The sequence below is a fragment of the Microbispora bryophytorum genome, from assembly GCF_006874465.1.
GTDB lineage: Bacteria > Actinomycetota > Actinomycetes > Streptosporangiales > Streptosporangiaceae > Microbispora > Microbispora bryophytorum.
In genome coordinates, this window is the sequence record NZ_VIRL01000021.1 from 16802 (window position 1) to 36587 (window position 19786).

20 protein-coding genes and 1 pseudogene are annotated in these 19786 nt (G+C 71.3%); 9 read left to right on the plus strand and 12 right to left on the minus strand.

Features of this window, described 5'->3' with window-relative positions:
- Positions 1 to 33: 33 nt before the first annotated feature.
- Entirely contained in the window at positions 34 to 834 is an 801-nt protein-coding gene (locus tag FLX07_RS29320) for a class I SAM-dependent methyltransferase (protein WP_142574931.1), read from the minus strand.
- A 76-nt stretch (positions 835 to 910) separates the two neighbouring features.
- On the opposite strand from FLX07_RS29320, the gene FLX07_RS29325 reads away from it, so the two are divergent.
- A complete protein-coding gene (locus FLX07_RS29325; protein WP_142574932.1) occupies positions 911 to 1531 on the plus strand; it encodes a TetR/AcrR family transcriptional regulator in 621 nt (206 codons plus the stop codon).
- Positions 1532 to 1535: 4 nt separating this feature from the next.
- Here the strand turns inward: FLX07_RS29325 and FLX07_RS29330 are convergent, their stop codons facing one another.
- Both FLX07_RS29330 and FLX07_RS29335 read right to left on the minus strand, forming a co-directional pair.
- The gene (locus FLX07_RS29330; protein ID WP_142574933.1) at positions 1536 to 2153 is read right to left on the minus strand and encodes an HAD family hydrolase; all 618 of its coding nucleotides are present in this window, start codon (positions 2151 to 2153) and stop codon (positions 1536 to 1538) included.
- A gap of 153 nt (positions 2154 to 2306) precedes the next feature.
- A complete protein-coding gene (locus tag FLX07_RS29335; RefSeq protein ID WP_167748434.1) occupies positions 2307 to 3260 on the minus strand; it encodes a Gfo/Idh/MocA family protein in 954 nt (317 codons plus the stop codon).
- A 182-nt stretch (positions 3261 to 3442) separates the two neighbouring features.
- Here FLX07_RS29335 and FLX07_RS29340 point away from each other — a divergent pair, with 182 nt between their 5' ends.
- Complete coding sequence (locus tag FLX07_RS29340; protein WP_208762449.1) at positions 3443 to 4078, plus strand: Ohr family peroxiredoxin; 636 nt, start codon at positions 3443 to 3445, stop codon at positions 4076 to 4078.
- Between the two features lie 36 nt (positions 4079 to 4114).
- Here the strand turns inward: FLX07_RS29340 and FLX07_RS39000 are convergent, their stop codons facing one another.
- Together FLX07_RS39000 and FLX07_RS29345 are read right to left on the minus strand one after the other, a co-directional pair.
- Positions 4115 to 4264 (minus strand): carbohydrate-binding protein, encoded by a 150-nt coding sequence (locus tag FLX07_RS39000; protein WP_464467518.1) that lies wholly within the window; start codon positions 4262 to 4264, stop codon positions 4115 to 4117.
- A 120-nt stretch (positions 4265 to 4384) separates the two neighbouring features.
- Positions 4385 to 4891, minus strand: a pseudogene (locus FLX07_RS29345) (lytic polysaccharide monooxygenase auxiliary activity family 9 protein); the annotation flags it as partial.
- A 235-nt stretch (positions 4892 to 5126) separates the two neighbouring features.
- Between FLX07_RS29345 and FLX07_RS29350 the strand changes: the two are divergent.
- The 7 genes from FLX07_RS29350 to FLX07_RS29380 all read left to right on the plus strand — a co-directional run bounded on the left by FLX07_RS29350 (position 5127) and on the right by FLX07_RS29380 (position 12456).
- Positions 5127 to 5534, plus strand: a complete 408-nt coding sequence (locus FLX07_RS29350) for an ArsR/SmtB family transcription factor (RefSeq protein ID WP_229689938.1) — start codon at positions 5127 to 5129, stop codon at positions 5532 to 5534.
- Positions 5527 to 6756: a cation diffusion facilitator family transporter gene (locus FLX07_RS29355; protein ID WP_142574937.1), complete on the plus strand. Its 1230-nt coding sequence runs from the start codon at positions 5527 to 5529 to the stop codon at positions 6754 to 6756. The genes FLX07_RS29350 and FLX07_RS29355 overlap by 8 nt, the downstream gene beginning before the upstream one ends.
- A gap of 154 nt (positions 6757 to 6910) precedes the next feature.
- A complete protein-coding gene (locus FLX07_RS29360) occupies positions 6911 to 7744 on the plus strand; it encodes a glycosyltransferase (RefSeq protein ID WP_142574938.1) in 834 nt (277 codons plus the stop codon).
- On the plus strand, positions 7732 to 8811 hold the full coding sequence (locus FLX07_RS29365; RefSeq protein ID WP_142574939.1) for a glycosyltransferase family 9 protein: 1080 nt from the start codon (positions 7732 to 7734) through the stop codon (positions 8809 to 8811). Before FLX07_RS29360 ends, FLX07_RS29365 begins: the two co-directional genes overlap by 13 nt.
- Positions 8812 to 9023: 212 nt before the next feature.
- A complete protein-coding gene (locus FLX07_RS29370; protein ID WP_191049469.1) occupies positions 9024 to 9515 on the plus strand; it encodes a DUF6220 domain-containing protein in 492 nt (163 codons plus the stop codon).
- Entirely contained in the window at positions 9512 to 11572 is a 2061-nt protein-coding gene (locus tag FLX07_RS29375) for a multicopper oxidase family protein (protein ID WP_142574940.1), read from the plus strand. The genes FLX07_RS29370 and FLX07_RS29375 overlap by 4 nt, the downstream gene beginning before the upstream one ends.
- A 158-nt stretch (positions 11573 to 11730) precedes the next feature.
- Positions 11731 to 12456: an SH3 domain-containing protein gene (locus tag FLX07_RS29380; protein ID WP_142574941.1), complete on the plus strand. Its 726-nt coding sequence runs from the start codon at positions 11731 to 11733 to the stop codon at positions 12454 to 12456.
- Positions 12457 to 12638: 182 nt separating this feature from the next.
- On the opposite strand, the gene FLX07_RS29385 is transcribed toward FLX07_RS29380, so the two are convergent.
- The 7 genes from FLX07_RS29385 to FLX07_RS29415 all read right to left on the minus strand — a co-directional run bounded on the left by FLX07_RS29385 (position 12639) and on the right by FLX07_RS29415 (position 19735).
- Positions 12639 to 13496, minus strand: coding sequence for a carbohydrate ABC transporter permease (locus tag FLX07_RS29385; protein ID WP_142574942.1), 858 nt, complete (start codon positions 13494 to 13496; stop codon positions 12639 to 12641).
- Positions 13493 to 14419, minus strand: a complete 927-nt coding sequence (locus tag FLX07_RS29390; protein WP_142574943.1) for a carbohydrate ABC transporter permease — start codon at positions 14417 to 14419, stop codon at positions 13493 to 13495. The genes FLX07_RS29385 and FLX07_RS29390 overlap by 4 nt, the downstream gene beginning before the upstream one ends.
- A 7-nt stretch (positions 14420 to 14426) precedes the next feature.
- Positions 14427 to 15713 carry an extracellular solute-binding protein gene (locus FLX07_RS29395; RefSeq protein WP_142574944.1) on the minus strand — a complete coding sequence of 429 codons (1287 nt, stop codon included), beginning with the start codon at positions 15711 to 15713 and terminating at the stop codon, positions 14427 to 14429.
- A gap of 360 nt (positions 15714 to 16073) precedes the next feature.
- Positions 16074 to 16673: a GTP-binding protein gene (locus tag FLX07_RS29400; protein ID WP_142574945.1), complete on the minus strand. Its 600-nt coding sequence runs from the start codon at positions 16671 to 16673 to the stop codon at positions 16074 to 16076.
- Positions 16654 to 17028 (minus strand): DUF742 domain-containing protein, encoded by a 375-nt coding sequence (locus tag FLX07_RS29405; RefSeq protein WP_142574946.1) that lies wholly within the window; start codon positions 17026 to 17028, stop codon positions 16654 to 16656. Before FLX07_RS29405 ends, FLX07_RS29400 begins: the two co-directional genes overlap by 20 nt.
- Positions 17025 to 17459 (minus strand): roadblock/LC7 domain-containing protein, encoded by a 435-nt coding sequence (locus FLX07_RS29410; protein WP_142574947.1) that lies wholly within the window; start codon positions 17457 to 17459, stop codon positions 17025 to 17027. Before FLX07_RS29410 ends, FLX07_RS29405 begins: the two co-directional genes overlap by 4 nt.
- Positions 17456 to 19735: a sensor histidine kinase gene (locus FLX07_RS29415; RefSeq protein WP_229689939.1), complete on the minus strand. Its 2280-nt coding sequence runs from the start codon at positions 19733 to 19735 to the stop codon at positions 17456 to 17458. Before FLX07_RS29415 ends, FLX07_RS29410 begins: the two co-directional genes overlap by 4 nt.
- Positions 19736 to 19786: the final 51 nt, after the last annotated feature.

Here is a 19786-nt window from a genome sequence, read left to right on the forward strand (position 1 = left end):
TGGCGGTCAGGCGCTGCGCCGCGGTCGTGGCGGTCAGGCGCGCGCCGCGGTGACCACCACCGTGGCATAGGTCATCGTGAAGCCCCCTCCCATCCGGTCGATGGCGGCCCCGACGTCCGCCAGCACCTCGGCGAGTTTGTCCGGCGGAAGCCAGGTCAGGGCGCCGGACGTGGGCAGCTGGTCCAGCCACTCGTCGCGGGTGTAGAAGCGCTGCCAGTCGTAGCGCCACTCCTCGGGGTCGCCGAACGCGCCCGCGTCCCTGATCCCGCCGGCGACCTTGGCGAACAGCCCCTGATAGGGATCCACGGACGACGTCGCCGGCTGGAAGCTGATCGGCGAGTCGGGCACGACCCGCCGGTAGACCGCGGCGAGGGCCTCCGCCACCGCGGCCGGGGGCTCGAACACGTGCCAGAACAGCGCCAGCCGGCCACCGGGACGCAGCGCCCCGGCCGCCTTCGCCGCTCCGGCGACCGGGTCGATCCAATGCCAGGCCGTTCCGGCGACGACCGCGTCGAACGTGCGGCCGGCGGGGTCCCAGGCTTCGAAGGTCGCCACCTCGACCTCGAATCCGGCACGGCGCGCGAAGTCCGCCATCCGCGCGTCGGGTTCGACGCCGAGCACCGTGCAGCCTGCCGCCCGGAACTGCCGGGCGGCGATGCCGGTGCCGCAGCCGACGTCGAGGACGTCCGGCCCGGGGCAGGCGGTCACGATGCGCTCCACCATCGCGTCGGGATAGGGCGGCCTGGTCCGGTCGTACCGCTCGGCGTCCACGCCGAACGACTCCGCCATTCCCCTGGCCTTGTGTGGTTCGTTCTCGGAGACTGAAGTGGGCATGCGCCCACTATGAGTGGGCAAGTGCCCACTCGTCAATTCGGATAAAGTCGGCGGACGGACAGGAGGGGATGGAACGGTGCCGACGGGGGTTGCCCTCCGCGACGTGCGGGAGCAGTTGTTCTCCGCCGCAGAGCGGGTCCTGCTCAGGGACGGGCCGAGCGCGCTGACCAGCCGGGCGGTCACCACCGAGGCGGGCTGCGCCAAGGGCGTGCTGCACCGGCACTTCGCCGACTTCGACGCCTTCCTCGCCGAGCTCGTGCTCGACGGCATCGCCAGGATCGACGGTCAGGCCGCCGCCCTGCGCGCCTCCGCCGGAAGCGGCACCGTCGCCGGCAACCTCACCACCGTGCTGACGGACCTGTTCGGGTCGGTCGCGGTGGCGGTCGTCGGCCTGATCATCTCCCGCGACGCGCTGCGCGCCCGGCTGCGCCAGGCCAGGCCGGGCCCCGGCCTCCCGCTCCTCACGGAGGCCGCGGCCATGCTCGCCGCCTATCTCACCGCCGAGCGCGACCTCGGCCGCATCGCGGCGGACGCCGACGTCGACACGCTCGCCCCCACACTGCTGGGGGCCTCACACCTGCTGTTCGCGGACAGGGACGGCGGACCGCCGCAGGCCGACGCCGTCCACAAGATGGTGACCTCGGTCATCGCCGGCGTCGTACGGACCGAGGCGCAAGCGCCGGAAAGGCTTGGCTGAGGGGTCAGCCCAGCAGCGGCGCGAGTGCCGCCTCCAGGTCGGAGACGTCGGTGAACAGGACGGCCGTCAGGCCGAGCGCCCTGGCCGCCTCCACGTTCTCCTCCCGGTCGTCGACGAACAGGCACCGCCCGAGTGGCACACCCGCGCGCTCGGCGGCGATCTCGTAGATGCGGGGGTCGGGCTTGCCCACTCCCACCCGCGCGCTGCTGACCACCTCGTCGGCGAAGTGGGTCAGGCCCAGCCAGGCGAGGTCGTCCTCCAGGTCCAGCGTCGCGTTGGTCACCAGCACGACGGGCACGTGCTCCTGGGCCCGGCGCAGCAGGTCGAGCACGTCGTCGTCAACCCGGACGGGCGCCTTGACGAACGCCGTGACCAGCGCGCGGGCCTGCTCCCGCGGCACCTGGAGGGCCAGGGCGGCCTCGGCCGCCTCCGTCCACTGCTCGACGGTGATCTGCCCCAGCAGCGCCGGCCGGTCCACCTCGGGCGCGAAGACGACCTTCGTCGTGGTGCCCTCGGCCAGGCCCATCGCCCGTTCCAGCTCGTTGAGCTCCGTCTGGTCGTGGAAGCGGATGACATCGTCGAAGTCGCACAGCACCGCGTCGTACGGCCGGGGGATCGTCATCGGCCATGCATACCACGGGTGGTCGCCTCCCGGAGTGGCCGACATGATCGGCGGGTGATCGCGGCCACGGCCGAGCTCGGGTGCGAAACCGCTTCCCGCGCACGCTCCGCGGAGCTCACCGCGCCCCGGCAGGCGGCCGGAGCGCGGCGCGGGTCAGCGCAGCATGTCGAGGGACCGGGCGGTGCCGAGGGAGTCGTCGGCCGCCGTGTGCCGGGGCTCGGCCTCCCCGCGCAGCACCTCGTGGATGTGGCGGATGCCCCAGGAGAACGCGGTGCCCTCGCCCGGCTCGTGCCGGTCGATCAGGCGTCCGTCACGCCACACTTCGAGCCCGTCGTGCGGCTCGGGGTGGAACGGGTTGGTCAGCCGGATCTCCCCGCCGGTGCCGACCAGGCGGGTGTACGTCGTGAACGGCAGGGCGAAGCCGCAGCTCATCATCAGGCGGCCGGAGTCGAACTCCAGGACGCCGGCGGTCTCGATATCCACCCCCGCCTCGCCCTTGACCGCAACGGCGTGGCCGGCGACGGCGTCGCCGCCGAACAGCAGGTGCGCGAGCCGTACGGGATAGCAGCCCACGTCGTAGAGCGCGCCGCCGCCGAGGGCCGCCTCAAGCCGGATGTCCTCGGTGCCCTCCATGGTGAAGTGGAAGGACGACCAGATCTCCCGCAGTTCGCCGATCGCGCCTCCGGCGAGCAGGCCGCGCAGCCGGGCCGTCTGCGGGTGGAACGGGAAGACGAACGCCTCCCAGAGCGGCCGGACCGACCGGCGCGCCACCTCGATGACGTTTCCGGCCTCCGCGGCGGTGAGGCACAGCGGTTTCTCGCACAGGACCGCCTTGCCCGCTTCCAGGGCGGCGATCGTCCACTGCGCGTGCAGGGCGTTCGGCAGCGGGATGTAGACCGCGTCGATCGACGGGTCCTCGATGACGGCCTCGTAACCGCGCACGGCCTGGGTGACGCCGTTCCGCGCGGCGTACTCCTCGGCGCGGGACAGGTCGCGGCCGGCGACCACGGCGGCCGTACCCCCGCCGGCCTCGCGCAACGCGGGCAGGAACGCCCGCGCGGCGATGCCGGCCGTGCCGAGGACCCCCCACCGGACAGCCCCACTCATCCCCCACCCACTCCTCGCCACCGTTGCCGACATTTCACGATTCACCGGGAATACCTGCGGGGACCGTAGCACAGCGCGCTGGCGGGAACTTTTGCCCCCAGAGTCCGATATCGGAGAGCCCAAGGGGGTACGTGACCCCGCGATCCCGACCGAGGCTCGACATGAGCGGACGAGGACGCGCGATGGGCGAGGAAATACGGCGATTCACCCACCTGCCGAGCGACCGGGCGCCCGGGCCCGACTACTCGGGGCCGGGCGTCGAAGCGGAGCTCACCGGGCGAATGCCCGAGGGCCGCCCCGCCGAACGGCACGAGCGGCCCGAACGGCACGAGCGGCCCGCACGGCACGAGCGGCCCGAGCGGCCCGCACGGCTTGAGCGGCTTGAGCGGCTTGAGCGCGGCGACGGACCGTATGACGACCTCTACACGGCTCGGGCCTCGTCCAAACTCGGCAAGGTGGCGTCGGACGACGGCATGCTCGACGTCCGTGTCAAGGCGCCGGGGGAACTCGGCGGCCCCGGCGGGGCGACCAACCCCGAACAACTGCTCGCCGCGGCGTACGCCTCCTGCTTCCACAACTCGCTCACGCTGGTCGCCGGGCGGCAGGGCGTCCGCACCTGCGACGCCACCGTGGAGACGTCCGTCACGCTGCGCAAACGCGGCACCGCCGATGACTACACGATCGCCACCGACCTGACCGTACGTCTGCCGGGGGTCGAGCCCGCGGCGGCTCGCAGGCTGGTTGAACAGGCCCACGGGGAGTGCCCGTATTCACGGGCCTTCATGGAGGGCGCCGAGGTGCACGTCCACCTCGCCTGACCGCCGGCACCCCGGACCCGCCCGGACCGGTCCGACTCAGACCTTCTGCCACAGCGCGGGGACGTTCGGCGGCTCCCAGCCCACGAGCGCCGTGTGGGCCTGGATGCACCGATACGTCACCCCGCCGTAGGTGACCCGGTCGCCCACCTTGTACGCCGTGCCGGCGGCCCAGGTGCCACCGGGGATGGTCGGAGTGGGCGTGGGGGTACGCGTCGGCGTGGGAGACGGGCTCGGGGTGCGCGTCGGCGTCGGGCTGGGAGTGGGCCTGGGGCTGGGAGTGGGCGTCGGGCTGGGAGTCCCGCCCCCGCCGACCTGGAGGTCGACGCAGGCATAGAACGCGTTGGCGGTGTCGGCCACATTCCAGATCGCCAGCACCTTCTGCCGGCCCGTCCGTCCACCCAGGCTCACGCTGTGGCTGACGGTGGCGGGCGGCTGCGCCCCGTGATCGTCGAAGACGGCTATCCGGGTGCCTCCGATGTAGTACTCCCACGTGCTGGTCGAGTGGCGGGCGGTCAGCGACCACGTGAAGGTGACGGTGTTGCCGACGCTGGTGGCCGGCCAGGGCTTGCTCTCGTCGTCGAGCTGGGCGAAGCGGGCGTTGCCCCCGCTACAACTGCGCAGACCTTTCGGTCCTTCCACGCTCTGCGGCTCGTAGACGATGTCGCCGCAATTGGGAACGCGGCCCTGGGCGCACATCGCCTGGCGACTCGCGGGCGACGAGATGTACCCGTGCGCCTGAGCCGGTGCGGCGACGAAGAGCGTGGCGCCGATGCCGATGATCGCCGTCGCGAGGAAGGTCAGCGTTCTTCGCATGTGTGCTCCTCACTGCTGGGGGTGGCGTAAATGTAAAAGAAAGTTTCCTAATAGTAAAGACCCAATGACTGCTGCGGTCAGAGGATCCGAGGCGGGTCGGCCCGCACCCCTGAGACTCTGAGCGCGCGCCTTTGAACCTGGTCCCTCGCCCCTGAACTGTGAGCCCTGAGGCGGGTTGGGCAAAAGGGAGCGGGAACGCGTTGACATGAGCCGCCCGCGACCTACACTCACACACGTGAACGATCGTTCAAGTGTTGTGGATCTCGTGACGGCCGACTCCTGCACGCTCCCCGTGGTGGACGCGCACCGGGTGGAGACCGTCAGGGGGGCCATGCCGGCCCAGGAGACGGTGGAGGACCTGGCGCAGGTCTTCGGCCTCCTGGCCGACCCCGGGCGGCTGCGGCTGATCGCGGCGCTGCTGGAGGGCGGCGAGATGTGCGTGTGCGATCTCGCGGCGGCGACCGGTCACCGCATGTCGGCCGCGTCCCACGCCCTGCGCCTGCTCCGCGCCCATAACGTGGTGAAGGTGCGGCGCGCGGGAAGGATGGCCTACTACCGCCTCGCGGACTCGCACGTGCGGCTGCTGTTCGACCTGGCGATCACACACATCGGACATGAGGAGAAGGACCGGAGCGATGGGTGAGACCGGCAAGGAGCACGGACACCGCACCGGGACGGGTGACGACCGCGAGCACGAGCACGGGCACCGCACAGGGACGGATGACGACCGCGAGCGCGGACACGAGCGGGAGGGCGAGCACGACCGCGGGCATGGGCGCGAGCGCGGTCACGGGGGCGAGCGCGGGCACGCGCACGGACGCGGACATGGACATGGGCACGGGCACGCGGTCAGCGCCGAGGCCGATCGGCGTCTGCTGACCGGCGCGCTGGCGCTCATCCTCGGCTTCATGGCGGTCGAGGTCGTCATCGGCGTCATCGCGCACTCCCTCGCCCTGGTCTCCGACGCCGGGCACATGCTCACCGACGCCATCGCCATCGCCTTCGCGATCATCGCCATGCGGATCGCCGCCCGTCCGCCGCAGGGCGGCTTCACCTACGGCCTGAAACGCGCCGAGATCATCAGCGCCCAGATCAACGGCATCACGCTGCTGCTGCTCAGCGTCTACTTCGTCTACGAGGGCATACGCAGGCTGATCGAGCCCCCCGAGGTCGAAGGCGCGTACGTCGTCGCGACCGGCATCGCCGGAATCGCGGTGAACCTGGCCGCGACCTGGCTGCTGAGCAGGGCCAACCGCGGCAGCCTGAACATCGAGGGCGCCTTCCAGCACATCCTCAACGACCTGTTCGCCTTCATCGCCACCACGGTCGCCGGCGCGGTGATCTGGCTGACCGGCTGGGGCCGGGCCGACGCCCTGGCCGCGCTGGTCGTGGCCGCCCTGATGCTCAAGGCCGGATGGGACCTGGTGCGCGATTCCGGCCGGGTCTTCATGGAGGCGGCCCCCGCCGGGATGAACCCCGCCGAGATCGGCCGGAAGGCCGCCGCTCTGGAACACGTGGTCGAGGTGCACGACCTGCATATCTGGGAGGTCACCAGCGGCTATCCCGCCATGTCGGCGCACATCCTGGTCGCCCCGGGCGCGGACTGCCACGCCGTACGGCAGGCGGCGCAGCGGATGGTCCACGACGAGTACGGCATCGCCCACACCACACTGCAGGTCGACCACGCCCCACCCGAGCTTCTCGCGATCGGCGCGGCGGCGGCCGGGGCGGCAGAGCCCCACTGCGCGGACGCGCACGGCCCCGCGCACGTCAACGGGCGGACAGAGGCCGCGGACGACCGCCGATCACAGGGCTGCGCCGGCCGCCGGCGCATCAGATTCCCCGGCGCCAGACGCCTCTCCTGACCTCGCCCCCCTCTCCTCTCGTCCCCGACGTCTTCACCCTGGCGTCGGCCGTGGCCGGGCACGACCCGAGACGCGCACGGAGGAGAAGGACACGGCGGGCGTGAGCGGCGGACGGGCTCCGTTTGCCGTGCGACCTCAGGGGTATCAGGCGCGCATGTTCGCCCCGTCTGACCTGGACGTTCTCGTGCCCACCAAGGACCGCACGGGCGCGCTGGCCGTCACGTTGGCGGGCCTCGCGGCGCAGACCGTGTCCGGGTTCCGCGTCGTGATCTCGGACCAGTCGCACGAACCGGTCGCCGACGACCCGCTGGTGGCGGCGCAACTGCGGATCCTCGACCACCGCGACAGGCCGGCGGCCGTCCACCGCCACCTGCCCCCGCGCGGCATGGCCGAGCAACGCGCGTTCCTGCTCGGCCATGCCGCGCGGCGGCTGGCGCTCTACCTGGACGACGACGTGTGGCTGGAGCCGGAGGCGATCGAGGTCCTGCTGTCCGCGATCGGCGAGCTGCGCTGCGGCTTCGCCGGCTACGCCCTGCACGGCCTGTCCTACCGCGACGACGTACGCCCCGCCGAGCTCGCGCCGTACGAGGAGTGGCCGGACGGCGTGCGGCCCGAGCGGGTGCGCCGGGAGTCGCCGGCCTGGCGGCGCCACACCCTCCACAACGCTTCCAACCCACTGCATCTCGCCCGCGAGCACCTCGGCTCGCCGGGTCCCCGGGAGTGGCGGCCGTACAAGGTGGCCTGGATCGGCGGCTGCGTGCTGTACGACCGGGAACGGCTGCTGGAGTGCGGCGGCTTCGGCTTCTGGCGGTCGGTGCCGCCCGGGCACGCCGGTGAGGACGTCGTGGCGCAGCTGCGCGTCATGGAGAGGTACGGCGGGGCGGGACTGCTGCCGAGCCGGGCCTACCACCTGGAGCTGCCCACGACGGTCACCGACCGCAGGGCCGAGTGCTACGACTACGTGTTCGAGACGGCATGGGCGCGCTGATCGAGGGCGTGCGCCGCATCGCGGTACTGCGGGCCAACGCCCTGGGCGACCTGGTTCTCGCGATGCCTGCCCTGGAGGCGCTCCGCCGGGCCTATCCGCGGGCCCGGCTGACCCTCCTCGGCACCCCCTGGCACGCCCGGTTCCTGGACGGCAGGCCGGGACCGGTCGACGACGTCGTCGCCCTGCCGCCGATCTCCGGGGTGTCGTCGGCGGACGGCGGCCACCGGGCTCCGGAGAGCCTGTTCGAGGAGCTGCGCGAGCACCGGTTCGACCTCGCGGTGCAGATCCACGGCGGCGGGCGCAACTCCAATCCCTTCGTCAGGGCGATCGGCGCCCGGGTGACGGCCGGTCTGTGCACACCGGACGCCGAACGGCTCGACCGGTGGGTGCCGTACGTCTACTACCAGCACGAGACGCTGCGCTACCTGGAGGTCGCCGCGCTGGTCGGCGGGACGGCCGAGGCGTACGAACCGAGCATCGCCGTGACCGACGCCGACCGCGCCGAACTCGCCCGCGTGTACGGCGAGCCGCCGCCCGGCCTGGTCGCGCTGCATCCGGGGGCGAGCGACCCCCGGCGGCGCTGGCCGGCGCGCGCCTTCGCGGAGGCGGCCGACCGGCTCGGCCGCCCAATCGTGATCACCGGCGTCGAGAAGGAGCGGGAGGTGGTCGAAGAGGTCGCGGCGGCGATGCGGCGGCCCGCCGCCACGGCGATCGGCACGCTCGGCATCGGCGGCCTCGCCGCGCTGTACGAGCGGTGCGACCTGGTCATCTCCAACGACACCGGCCCCCGGCACCTCGCCGCGGCGATCGGCACGGCCACCGTCGGCATCTTCTGGTGTGGCAACCTCATCAACGCCGGGCCCCTCACCCGCGCTCTCCACCGGCCGCTGGTCTCCTGGACCGCCCGGTGCCCGGTCTGCGGCGTCAGCGGACACGATCCCGGGGTGGGGCGGTGCCCGCATGACGAGTCGTGGGTGGCCGAGGTCCCGGTCGACGACGTGGTCGAGCAGGCCGAACAGCTGCTTGGCGGCCACCGCCCGGCCGTCGTCGCGAACCGGCCGCGGTGACCGTACTCCCCCGGTCGTAGCGGCGTACAACGCTGATCCCGCGGCGGTAGGACCGGGAGCCTTCCCGCGTGCGACGACGCCGGCGGCCCCCCGCGGCACCATCGAGATACCGCCAGGGGGCGGACGGAACCGGCCCCGCGTACTCCCCCAGCGGTAGCCGACGGGTCTCTCGACGAGGGACGACACCGCCGGCCACGTGGGACACGATCCCCGTGAACCCCAATCCGCTGACCGAAGGGAACAAGAGCGTGCGCAAGGTATACGCCGCTTTAGCGGGACTGCTGCTCGCCGCCACCGTGGTGCAGATGTACCTCGCGGCCGTCGGCGCGTTCGACAAACCCCAGGACGACTCCTCGTTCGCCCTGCACAGCATGAACGGCATGATGATCATCCCGGTGCTGTCGCTGGTGGCCACCGCCGCCGCGGCGGCCGCCAGGGCGCCGGGACGCCAGATCGGGCTGACCGTCCTGCCCCTCGGGCTGATCATCGTGCAGGCGCTGATCGTCGCGCTCGGCGGCCTGTTCGACGACAGCACCGGCAACACGACGCCGCTGTCCCTGGTGATCCTCGGCCTGCACGCCATCAACGGCATGGCGATCATGGGCGTCTGCGGCATGGTGTTCCGCAATGCGCGGCGCCTCGTGGCGGCCGGTCCCGCACCGTCGGAGGACGCCGCGGAGGGCCGTCCGGTTCGCGCGTCATGACGACCGACCGGCTCATGGCGCTCGACCTGCTCGTCTCGGTCCTGACCGCGGCGGCGTGGATGAGCGCGGGCGTGGCCGCCGCGGCCCGCCGTCCGAGAACGGCCGCGGCCCTGTTCGCGGTGGCCCTGGTCGCGTCGCTGGCCCGGGTCTGGTCCGTCCTCGCACTGGCCGGGGCCGGCTGGTGGTTCGTGCAGGAGAAGATCACCGTCGCCCTGCCGCTTCTCGTCGCGGCGGGCGCCGCGGCCACCGCACTCGCCGGACCGCGCCTGCTTCGCGCCGCCCGGCGAGCGGACGCGGCTTCGCGGGAAGCCGTCAAGGCTCCCGCCGTCGCGGTCCCGCTGCTCGGCGCCGGGTACGCCGCGACGGCCGGGATCGTGCAGACCTTCCTGATCGGATACCCGGCGGATCCGGGCACCGCTCTCCTTCTCCTGGCCGTGGCCGCGGGGGCCGTCCTGGGGACCTGGAGAGCGATGAGCACGCACGTCCCCGGGCTGCGGACGGCGACGGCGGTCACCGCCGTGGCGGCGGTGCTCGGAGGCACCCTCGTCTTCGTTCCCAGCGGGGAGACCACGGCGGAGGGCTCCGCCACCGGAGGGACCGCCGCGATGGCCGCCACCGGCTCCGGCACCGGCTCCCACGAGCATCACTCCGCCTCGGAAGGATCCGCCTCCCTCATGGGAGCGGAGACCCGGCCGGTGACCGACCTGCGCGGCCCGGCCGCACCGCCGCCGGGCGGCGCCGTGCGCCGGTTCGAGCTGACGGCCCGTACGGCGACCGTCACGCTGTCCTCGGGGCGGAAGGTGCCGGCGTGGACCTTCAACGGCCAGGTCCCCGGGCCGCCGCTCACCGCCGTTCAGGGCGACCTCGTCGAGGTCCGGCTGCGCAACGCGGACATCACGTCCGGGGTGACGCTGCACTGGCACGGCTACGACGTGCCCTCGGGAGAGGACGGCGTGCCCGGCCTCACCCAGGAGGCCGTGCCGCCCGGCGGGGAGTTCGTCTACCGGTTCGTCGCCGCCCAGGTCGGGACGTACTGGTATCACACCCATGAGGTGTCCGACCTCGGCGTCCGCATGGGGCTCTACGGAACGCTCGTGGTGACGCCGAAGGGGACCGCGGCCGAGGGCCTGGACCTCACGCTGCCCGTGCACACTCTCGGCGGCGTGACGGTGACGGGCGATCGCGACCAGCCCCTGGTCCGGCAGGCCGCGCCCGGCACGCCCGTACGGCTGCGCCTGATCAACACCGACAACACGCCGCATCGGTTCACGCTGGCGGGCACGCCCTACCGGCTGGTGGCGGTGGACGGGACGGACCTGAACGGGCCGGGCACGCTCGGCCGCGTCGGCCTGCGACTCGCGGCGGGCGGCCGGTACGACCTGGCGTTCACGATGCCGTCGGACCCCGTGCTCCTGCGCGTCGACGACCGCACCGACTCCGTACGCATCACCCCGGAGAGCGGACCGCCCGGCGACGGCGCCGCCGCCGCAAAGGGCGCGGGCGCGAGCGCGACCGCCGATTCCGCTGCCGATTCCGGCGCCGTTCCCGCCGCCGACGGCCAGACGGCGGGCTGGCCGGAGCTCGACCTGACGCGGTACGGCGCCCCCGCCCCCACGCCGTTCACCTCGCGAAGCCGCTTCGACCGGAACTTCACGCTCGTCCTCGACAGGGGGTTCGCGCTGACGAACGGCCGGCCGGCGTACGCGCACACAGTGAACGGCGCCGCCTTCCCCGACATCCCCACCGAAGTGGTCAGGGAGGGCGACCTGGTCCGGCTCACCGTGGTCAACCGCGGCCGGGAGACCCACCCCTGGCACCTTCACGGTCATCGGGTGCTCGTGCTCTCGCGTGACGGCCGCTCCGTCACCGGCAGCCCGCTGTGGCTCGACACCTTCGACGTACAGCCCGGCCAGGTGTGGGAGGTGGCCTTCCGCGCCGCCAACCCGGGGCTGTGGATGAACCACTGCCACAACCTCAGCCACGCCGACCTGGGAATGATGCTGCACCTGGCGTACGAGGGAGTGACCACGCCCTTCCACGGCGCGCACAGCGGGTGAGGGAATCACCCTTTTCCCCCGGTGTGTCGAGTAAAAAAACCAGGCGGGAATTCAACCGAGGTGTAAACGCTCGGTAATCAGATCAGAACTTCGGGTGAGCACCACTGGCCCGGATCCCCCCCGGCCGGGCGTGGCGATGCCGACCGAGGGGAGAGATCGTGACAGTGGCGAAGAGCACGGCGAAGAGCATGGTTCCCGCGCTGGCGGCGTGGGCCGTCACGGGGTGGATCGTCGCAGGCCATCCCGCGCCGGCCCTCGCCGGGCAGGCCGGATCCGGCACCGGGGGGCGCCTCACCCCGGGGGTCGCGGCCGAGCCGGCCTCGGGACTCCGGGGGCATCCCGCCTCCGGAGTCGCGACGGTCCGGCCACCCGGCCCCGGTGACCCCATCGCGTCGGGACCTTACGGGCAGGTCGTGCACGAGGCCAGGCAGGGGCCCGGTCTCGTGTGCTCCTACCGGCTCCGGGGCGTGCACAAGGGGGGCTTCCTCAACGTGCGGGAGAGCGCGGGCGTCCGCCACGCCCGCGTCGCCACGCTGCGACCGGCCGACGGAGGCTTCTCCGGCGCCTGCACCGCCGCCAACGGATGGATCGCGGTGAAGACCGCCGCCGGGACCTCGGGTTTCGCCGCCGCCCGCTACCTCCACAGGATCGACCTGAGCGGACGGCCCTCGCTCTCGTGCGCCTACCGCCTCCGGCACGTGCGCAAGGGCAGCTTCCTCAACGTCCGCGAGGGCGCCGGCATCCGCCATGCTCGCGTCGGCACGCTGCGACCGGCCGGCGGGAACATCGCCGGAGCCTGCGACGCCACCCACGGCTGGGTGGCCGTGGACAGCGCCGGCGGCATTCCCGGATGGGCCTCCGCCCGCTACCTCCGCAGGGTGTGACGTCCCGGGCCGGAAGGCCCCGGACGCGCCGGCCGGCCCTCGCCGGACGCGGCGAATCCGTGCTGCCCCCGTCCCCGGTGTCCCCCTGGCCGGGGACGGAGGCCGCCGGCCTTTCGTTCCGATCACCTTGGGGCGCGCCCGTCCTGCCGTTGCCCGCGGGTCCGTACGGCGGTGCAGGCCGATCAGCCCTTGATGGCCCCCGCGGTCAGGCCGCTGACGAGCTGACGCTCGGCCACGGCGTAGAAGCCGAGGGCGGGCAGCATCGCGACCACGATGTAGGCCATGACCCGTGCGACGTCCGTCGCATACTGCCCCTGGAACTGCTGGACGCCCAGCGGGATGGTGAAGAGACTGTCGTCGCTGAACACCACGAGCGGCAGCATGAACTGGTTCCAGCTGTTCACGACGGCCAGAACGGAGACCGTGGCGACCGCGGGCCGGGCCATCGGCAGCAGGATCCGCCAGAAGAAGCCGAACGAAGAGCACCCGTCGAGGATCGCCGCCTCCTCGATCTCCCCCGGGATGGCCCGGAAGAAGCCGCGCAGGATGATGATCGTCATCGGCATGCCGAAGGCCGCCTGCGGGAGGATCACGCCGAGCGGGTTGTCGAGCAGCCCGAACATCCGCAGCAGCACGAACAGCGGCAGGATCGCCACCGCGAACGGGAACATGAGCCCGGCGGCGAACATCGTGAACAGCGCCTCACGCCCCCGGAAGGCGAAGCGCGCGAACACGTAGGCCGCCAGCGCGGACACCGCGACGACCACGACGGTGGTCAGCACCGCGATGTAGGTGCTGTTCCAGAGCATGCGCCAGAACGACCCCGAGGCGAGGATGCTCGCGTAGTTCTCCGGCACCCAGGGGGAGGGCAGGCCGATCGGGTTGCTCGAGAGCTGCCGGGTGGTCTTGAAACCGCCCAGCACGCCGTAGAGCAGCGGGACACCGACGAACAACGCCGTGACCACGACGATCGCGTGCAGGGACAGGCTACGCAGCGGACCGCCGGACGTCGGGGACTGCCTGTGGCGGTTGGCGCTCATCGCTGGTCTCGCAGCACGGTGGAGGCTCCTTCGAGATCACGGCGCATGACGTATCGCTGGTAGAGGACCGCGAACACGAGGCTGATGAGGAACATCACCACGCTGATCGCGCTCGCGTAGCCGACCTGGAAACGTTTGAAGCCGAACTGGAACATCGTGACGGCCATGGTCTCGGAGGAGTGCGAGGGACCTCCGCCGGTGATGATCCAGATCAGGTCGAACAGCTGGATCGCACCGATGACCGACAGGAACACACTGATGCGGATCGTGGGTCCGAGCAGCGGCAGCGTGACGTAGCGGAAGACGTTCCACCCTGTCGCGCCGTCGATCTGGGCGGCCTCGGTGAGCTCCTTCGGGATTCCCTGGCGCCCGGCGATGTACAAGATCATGTGGAAGCCGAAGTACTTCCACGTCATGACGATGAACACCGACATCATGACCGTCGACGGGTCGGCGAACCAGTCGAGCTGGTCGATCCCAAACCAGCCGAGAATGTAGTTGGCCAGGCCGTCCGTGGGCGAAAGGATCATCATGAACAGGACCGCGGTGATCGCCTCGGACAGCATGTACGGGGCGAAGAACAGCAGGCGGAAGAACGCCCGGCCGTAGATCCTCTGGTTGAGCAGCATGGCGATGCCCAGCGAGAGGGGCAGCTGTATCACCACCGACAAGATGATCAGCAGCGCGCCGTGCCACAGGTCGCCCAGGAAGACCTCGTCCGCCAGCAGGCGGGTGAAGTTCGCCATGCCGATGAAGTCGGTCGGCAGCCCGCGCATGCCGTTCCACTTGAACACGCTCGCGTAGAAGGCGAGCAGGATCGGCGCCACGACGAGCCCGAAGAAGAGCACGAGCGCGGGAAGCAGGAACAGAAGGATCGTGGTGAACCCCCGGAGCCTGAGGCTCCGGGGTCTCGTCGTCTTCACGCGACAGTTACTCCGACTTCGCGGTTTCCGTGATGGCCTGCGCCACCTGCTCGGGCGTCTTGGTCCCCCCGATCAGCTGGGCCACGGAGTCGTTGACCTCCTGGCCGACGGCCGGCGGGAACGCCTGGTCGAGGTAGAGCTGGAACCCGGAGGCCCCGGCGAGGTTCTTGGCGACCACGCTCAGGTTCGGGTCGGTGACCGCGTCCTCCTCGCCCTTCAGCACCGGAAGCAGGCCACCGGTCGCGACGGCCTTGCGGTGCTCGGCGCTGTCGGTGAGGAACTTCAGGAACTCGAGAGCCTCCGCGGGGGCGTCGGCCCCGATCGCGTAGCCGCCGCCGCCGCCGAAGGCGTCGGTGACCGCGCCCTGGCCGCCGTCGACCGCCGGGAAGGGGAAGAAGCCGAGGTCGTCGCCGAGGCCCTTGCCGGCGTCGTTCTGGACCGCGGGCGCCCACTGGCCCATCAGTTCCATGGCCGCCTTGCCGTCGCCCATCGTCGCGGCCTGGCCGCCCGGGTCGCCGTACGTCGCGCCGAGGTAGCCCTTCTGGAACGGCTGGAGATCGGCCAGTTCCTTGAGCTTCTGCCCCGCCTGGACGAAGGCCGGACCCGTGAAGTCCTTGCTGTCACCGGCCTGTTTGAGGGCGTCAAGGCCGCCGATCCGCATGGCGAGGTAGGCCCAGTAGTAGTGGCCCGGCCACTTGTCCTTTCCGCCGAGGGCTATCGGGGTGACGCCGGCCGCCTTGAGCTTCTTGACGTCGTCGATGAGCTGCGACCAGGTGCCCGGGGCCTCGGTGATTCCGGCCTTCTTGAACAGCGCCTTGTTGTACCAGAAGCCCACCATGCCGATGTCGTCCGGAATGGCGTACTGCTTGTCACCGACCTTGTACGCCGACAGCGCGGCGTCCGTGAAGGTGCCGAGCCAGGGGCCGGCGTCGGCGGTGAGGTCCTTGACCAGGCCCGCGTCCACCTGCTGGGCGAGCACGCCACCACCCCAGGTCTGGAAGATGTCGGGCGCCTTGCCGGACTGGGTGAGCGTCGTCAGCTTCGCCTTGAACGCCTCATTCTCGTAGGGAACGCTCTTGATCGTAATGTTCGGGTGCGCCGCCTGGAAATCCTTGATCGCCTGAACGCCGTAGCTCTTCAGGGGGTCGGTGGTCCAGATATTCCAGAACTCGACGGTCACCTTGCCGCCGGCTGAGCTCTTGCTCTCGCCGGCGTCGTTCCCGGTACTACCACATCCCCCGAGGACCAGTGCCGACGCCGCTAAGAGCGCCGCACCTCGCCGACTCAACTTCACGGTGGTTTCCCTTCTGGATTCCGACCGAAACTTTCGGAACTTGTCCGATAGTTTCGCGATGGGGCAGACGTTACAGGGGGGTTAGGTTCATATCAACGGCTGTTGTGCACCTGTTACGCGCGCTCGGCGGCAAAGGAAAGTGCGGCCGGTTCACTACGCCCAAAAAGGATTGATCAGGAGTAATCAGGCGGCATTAACGGTCATCCGAAAACAAAAGGGGCGCCTGCTCGGGCGCGGGCCGCGCGAGGAGCGAGGTACGCAAAGCCCGCCCTGCCGCGAAACGTAAATCGCGCATAGTGCCATAAAACGCGCATACGCCAAGAAACCCGGACACTCCCGGGTGAGGAGCCAGTGAAAGCGTCAGTGGGCGGCGGCGGTCGGGCGCTTGCCGTACGCGTGCTTGACGAGCTCGATCAGGACTTCCTTGCCCGATTCCCGCCTGCGCGCGTCGCACAGCATGATCGGGACGTCCGGGCCGAGGTTGAGCGCGAGCTTGACCTCGTCCAGGTCGAAGACCGGGGCGCCCTCGAAGCAGTTGACCGCGACGACGAAGGGCGTGCCCCGCCGCTCGAAGTAGTCGACGGAGGGGAAGCAGTCGGCGAGCCTGCGGGTGTCGGCCAGCACGACCGCGCCGAGCGCGCCCCGGGCGAGCTCGTCCCAGACGAACCAGAACCGCTCCTGGCCGGGGGTGCCGAAGAGGTAGAGGACGAAGTCCTGCCCGATGCTGATGCGGCCGAAGTCCATGGCGACCGTGGTGGTCGCCTTCGCCTCGACGCCGGACAGATCGTCGACGCCGACGCTGCGGTCGGTCAGCGTCTCCTCGGTGCGCAGCGGCCGGATCTCCGACACCGCGCCGACCATCGTGGTCTTGCCCACTCCGAAGCCTCCGGCGATCAGCAACTTGATCGCCGTGGGCATCTTCGGCGGGTTCTTCCCGGAGTCAGAGCGCGCGAAGGCCATCGAGCACCGCCTTGTACATCCGCTCGTCGAGCACGTTCATCTCCGGTTGGGGCTGCTGCACGGCCACGAAACCCCGGTCGAACAGGTCGCCGAGGAGGACCCGGACGATTCCGGCCGGCAGGTCCAGATGGGCCGCGATCTCCGCGACCGACAGCGGCCTGCGGCACAGCCGCACGATCGCCTGATGCTCGGGGTCCAGCCCGATCTCGGCTCCCGTGGTGGGCCGGACGGTCACCGCGAGCGAGATGAGGTCGAAGCGATCCTGCGCCTCCGTACGGCCGCGCGCGATCACGTACGGCCGGATGGTCGGCGCGTCGAGCAAGCGCTCCTCGTCCGGGTTCCACTCGGTGTTCACAGGCGGACCTCTCTCCCGGTGGCCCGGTCGATCGTGGTCCGGGCGGGCGAGGTCAGGTACTGCCCGACGCGCACGACGAGCATGGCCATCTCGTAGGCCACCAGGCCGACGTCGGCGTCTCCCGAGCAGAGGACGGCCAGGCAGGCGCCCTGACCCGCCACGGTCACGAGCAGGTAGGCCGACTTCATCTCCACGATGGTCTGCCGTACGGACCCGCCCTGGAAGCGTTCGCCGACTCCACGCGCCAGGCTCTGCAGGCCGGAGGCGACGGCGGACAGGTGCTCGGCGTCCTCCACGAGAAGTCCCTGCGAGCCGGCCAGCAGCAGGCCGTCGGTGGACAGCACGATGCCGTGCTCGACCTCGCGGATCCGTGCGACGAGGTCGTCGAGCAGCCATGCGAGGTCCGCGGAGGCACCGGTCTTCTGCGTCACAGGTTGTCCTCCTCGTCACTCAGCAGCTTCGCCGCCTCGGATCTGCCACGCCTCGTCCCCGACTGGAACGAGCCCATGATCTTGCGGATGTCGTCCGGCGAGCGGTCCTCCTGGTCCTCCGCCTCGTCCCCGTTCGTCGACTCCTCGGCGAGCGCGGGGGCGAGATTGGCCTGCGGCACCCGGAAGGGCAGGCCCGACGGGGTGAACCCGGCCGAGGACGCGGAACCGTCCGGATCGGCGCCGCCGGGCGGTGGGGCGCTCTGCACAGGCCTGGGCGGCTCGGGAGCCCTTGGCACAGGAACCACCTCCTGAGCTGGTTCGGGGGCCGCATCGGGCGCACCGACCAGCGCGATCCTCCGGGACCCGGGCTCCCGCCGCGGGAGCCCGGAACCGGTCTCCTCCTCGGGCAGGGCCTCCCCGCCCTCGATGACGAGGTCGCGCGGCAGCAGCACGACCGCGGTCGTGCCGCCGTACGGCGACGCCTTGAGCGACACCCTGATCCCGTGGCGCTCGGCCAGACGGCTGACGACGTACAGGCCCAGCCGGGCGGTGCTCGACAGGTTGAACTCGGGCGGGTCGGCGATCCGCTGGTTGGTCGCCTCCAGGTCCTCGGCGCTCATCCCGAGGCCGCGGTCCTCGATCTCGATCGCGTAGCCGCTGGCCACCACCTGGCCGCCCACCTGCACCATCGTGTACGGCGGGGAGAACGACACCGCGTTCTCGATCAGCTCGGCGAGCAGGTGGATGAGGTCGCCCACCGCGCGTCCGATGAGCGCGGTCTCCCCCATCGGCATCACGGTGACGCGGGTGTAGTCCTCGACCTCGGCCAGCGCGCCGCGTACGACGTCGACCATCGGCACCGAGCGCCGCCAGGCGCGGGCGGGGGACGCCCCCGACAAGACGATGAGGTTCTCGGCGTTGCGCCGCATGCGGGTCGCGAGGTGGTCGATGCGGAACAGGTCCTTCAGCTCCGCCGGGTCCGACTCGCGCCGCTCCATCACGTCGAGCAGCGTGAGCTGGCGGTGCACCAGCGACTGCGTACGCCGGGCGAGGCTGAGCAGGATGTCGCGGATGCTCTGCCGGAGCTGGGCCTCCTCGACGGCGGTGCGGATGGCGGTCTCCTGCACGGTGTTGAACGCCGCGCCCACCTGTCCGATGACGTCGGGACCGAAGTCGAGCGGCGGCGCCTCGGCCTTGACGTCGACCTTCTCGCCCTGGGCGAGGCGGGCGACCACTCCGGGCAGCCGCTCGTTGGCCAGTTCGAGCGCGGCCTCGCGCAGCTTCTCCAGCTGACGCACCAGGGCCCGGGCCGTGGTGACCGACAGGACGATCGACGCGATGACCGCCACCAGGCCGAGCACACCGGCCAGCAGGAGGCGGGCGAAGACGGCGACGGCGATCGGGACGGCCCGTTCGACCAGCGCGTCACCGGCGTCGATGACCACCTTCTGGAGCTGGGTCATCGCCGCGTCCGCGGCACCCCGCCACTGCGTCTCCGCCACCATCGGCGGACGGCCGACCTGCCTGCTGAGCGAGAGCTGGTCTTCGAGGCTGCGGAGGGTGGTCACCGAGGGCGACTTCCTCCACCTGTCCAGCGCCGCGCGGTCGTCCGGCGGCAGGTCGGCCGCGGCCCGGTCGAGCTCGAACCGGGCGATACCCACCATTTGCGTGAACTGCCGGTGGTCCTGCTCGGTGAACCGGCCCTCGGCGAAGATGCCGGCGATCATCGCGTCCTCGCGGGCGAGCAGTTCGCGCGCCCGGCTCATGGCCGACAGCGTGCGGCCATCCTTGGCGAGCGTGGCGTCGTCGAGCGTGGCGACCGCGCCGTACATCGCGTCGAAGGAGTCCATGACGTCGCTGTAGGCGTCTTCCGTCCGCGTGCGGTCGAGTCGCCCGGCGTCGATGGCCGACCGGGTCTCGCGCAGGCCGTCCAGCCGCCGCAGCGTGTCGCTCAGGTGCCTCCTCAGCGCGTCGTCGGCCGCGAGGTGAACCTTGTCGCTGGTGGCCGACTCCTTGAAGGTGCCCACCGCGGCGTCCGTGCGGGCCCGCTGGTCCTGTAGTTCCTTCCGCAGCACCCGGGCGGGGTCGGCGGCGCGGGTCACCGAGAGCCGGCGCTCGCGCTGCAGTTCCAGCAGCAGCGGCTCGCTCGGCTGGGCGACCTCGCTGTCGATGGTGGTGGCCCAGATGAGGTTGACGCCCTCCCGGACGGTGACCCACGCCGCGAACGCCCACAGGGCGGTCAGTGACACCAGCAGGGCCGCGACCTTGGTTCGCACACGCGAATTCCGGAAGCGCATAGACATACCACCCAGCAGTCAGAACGCCCT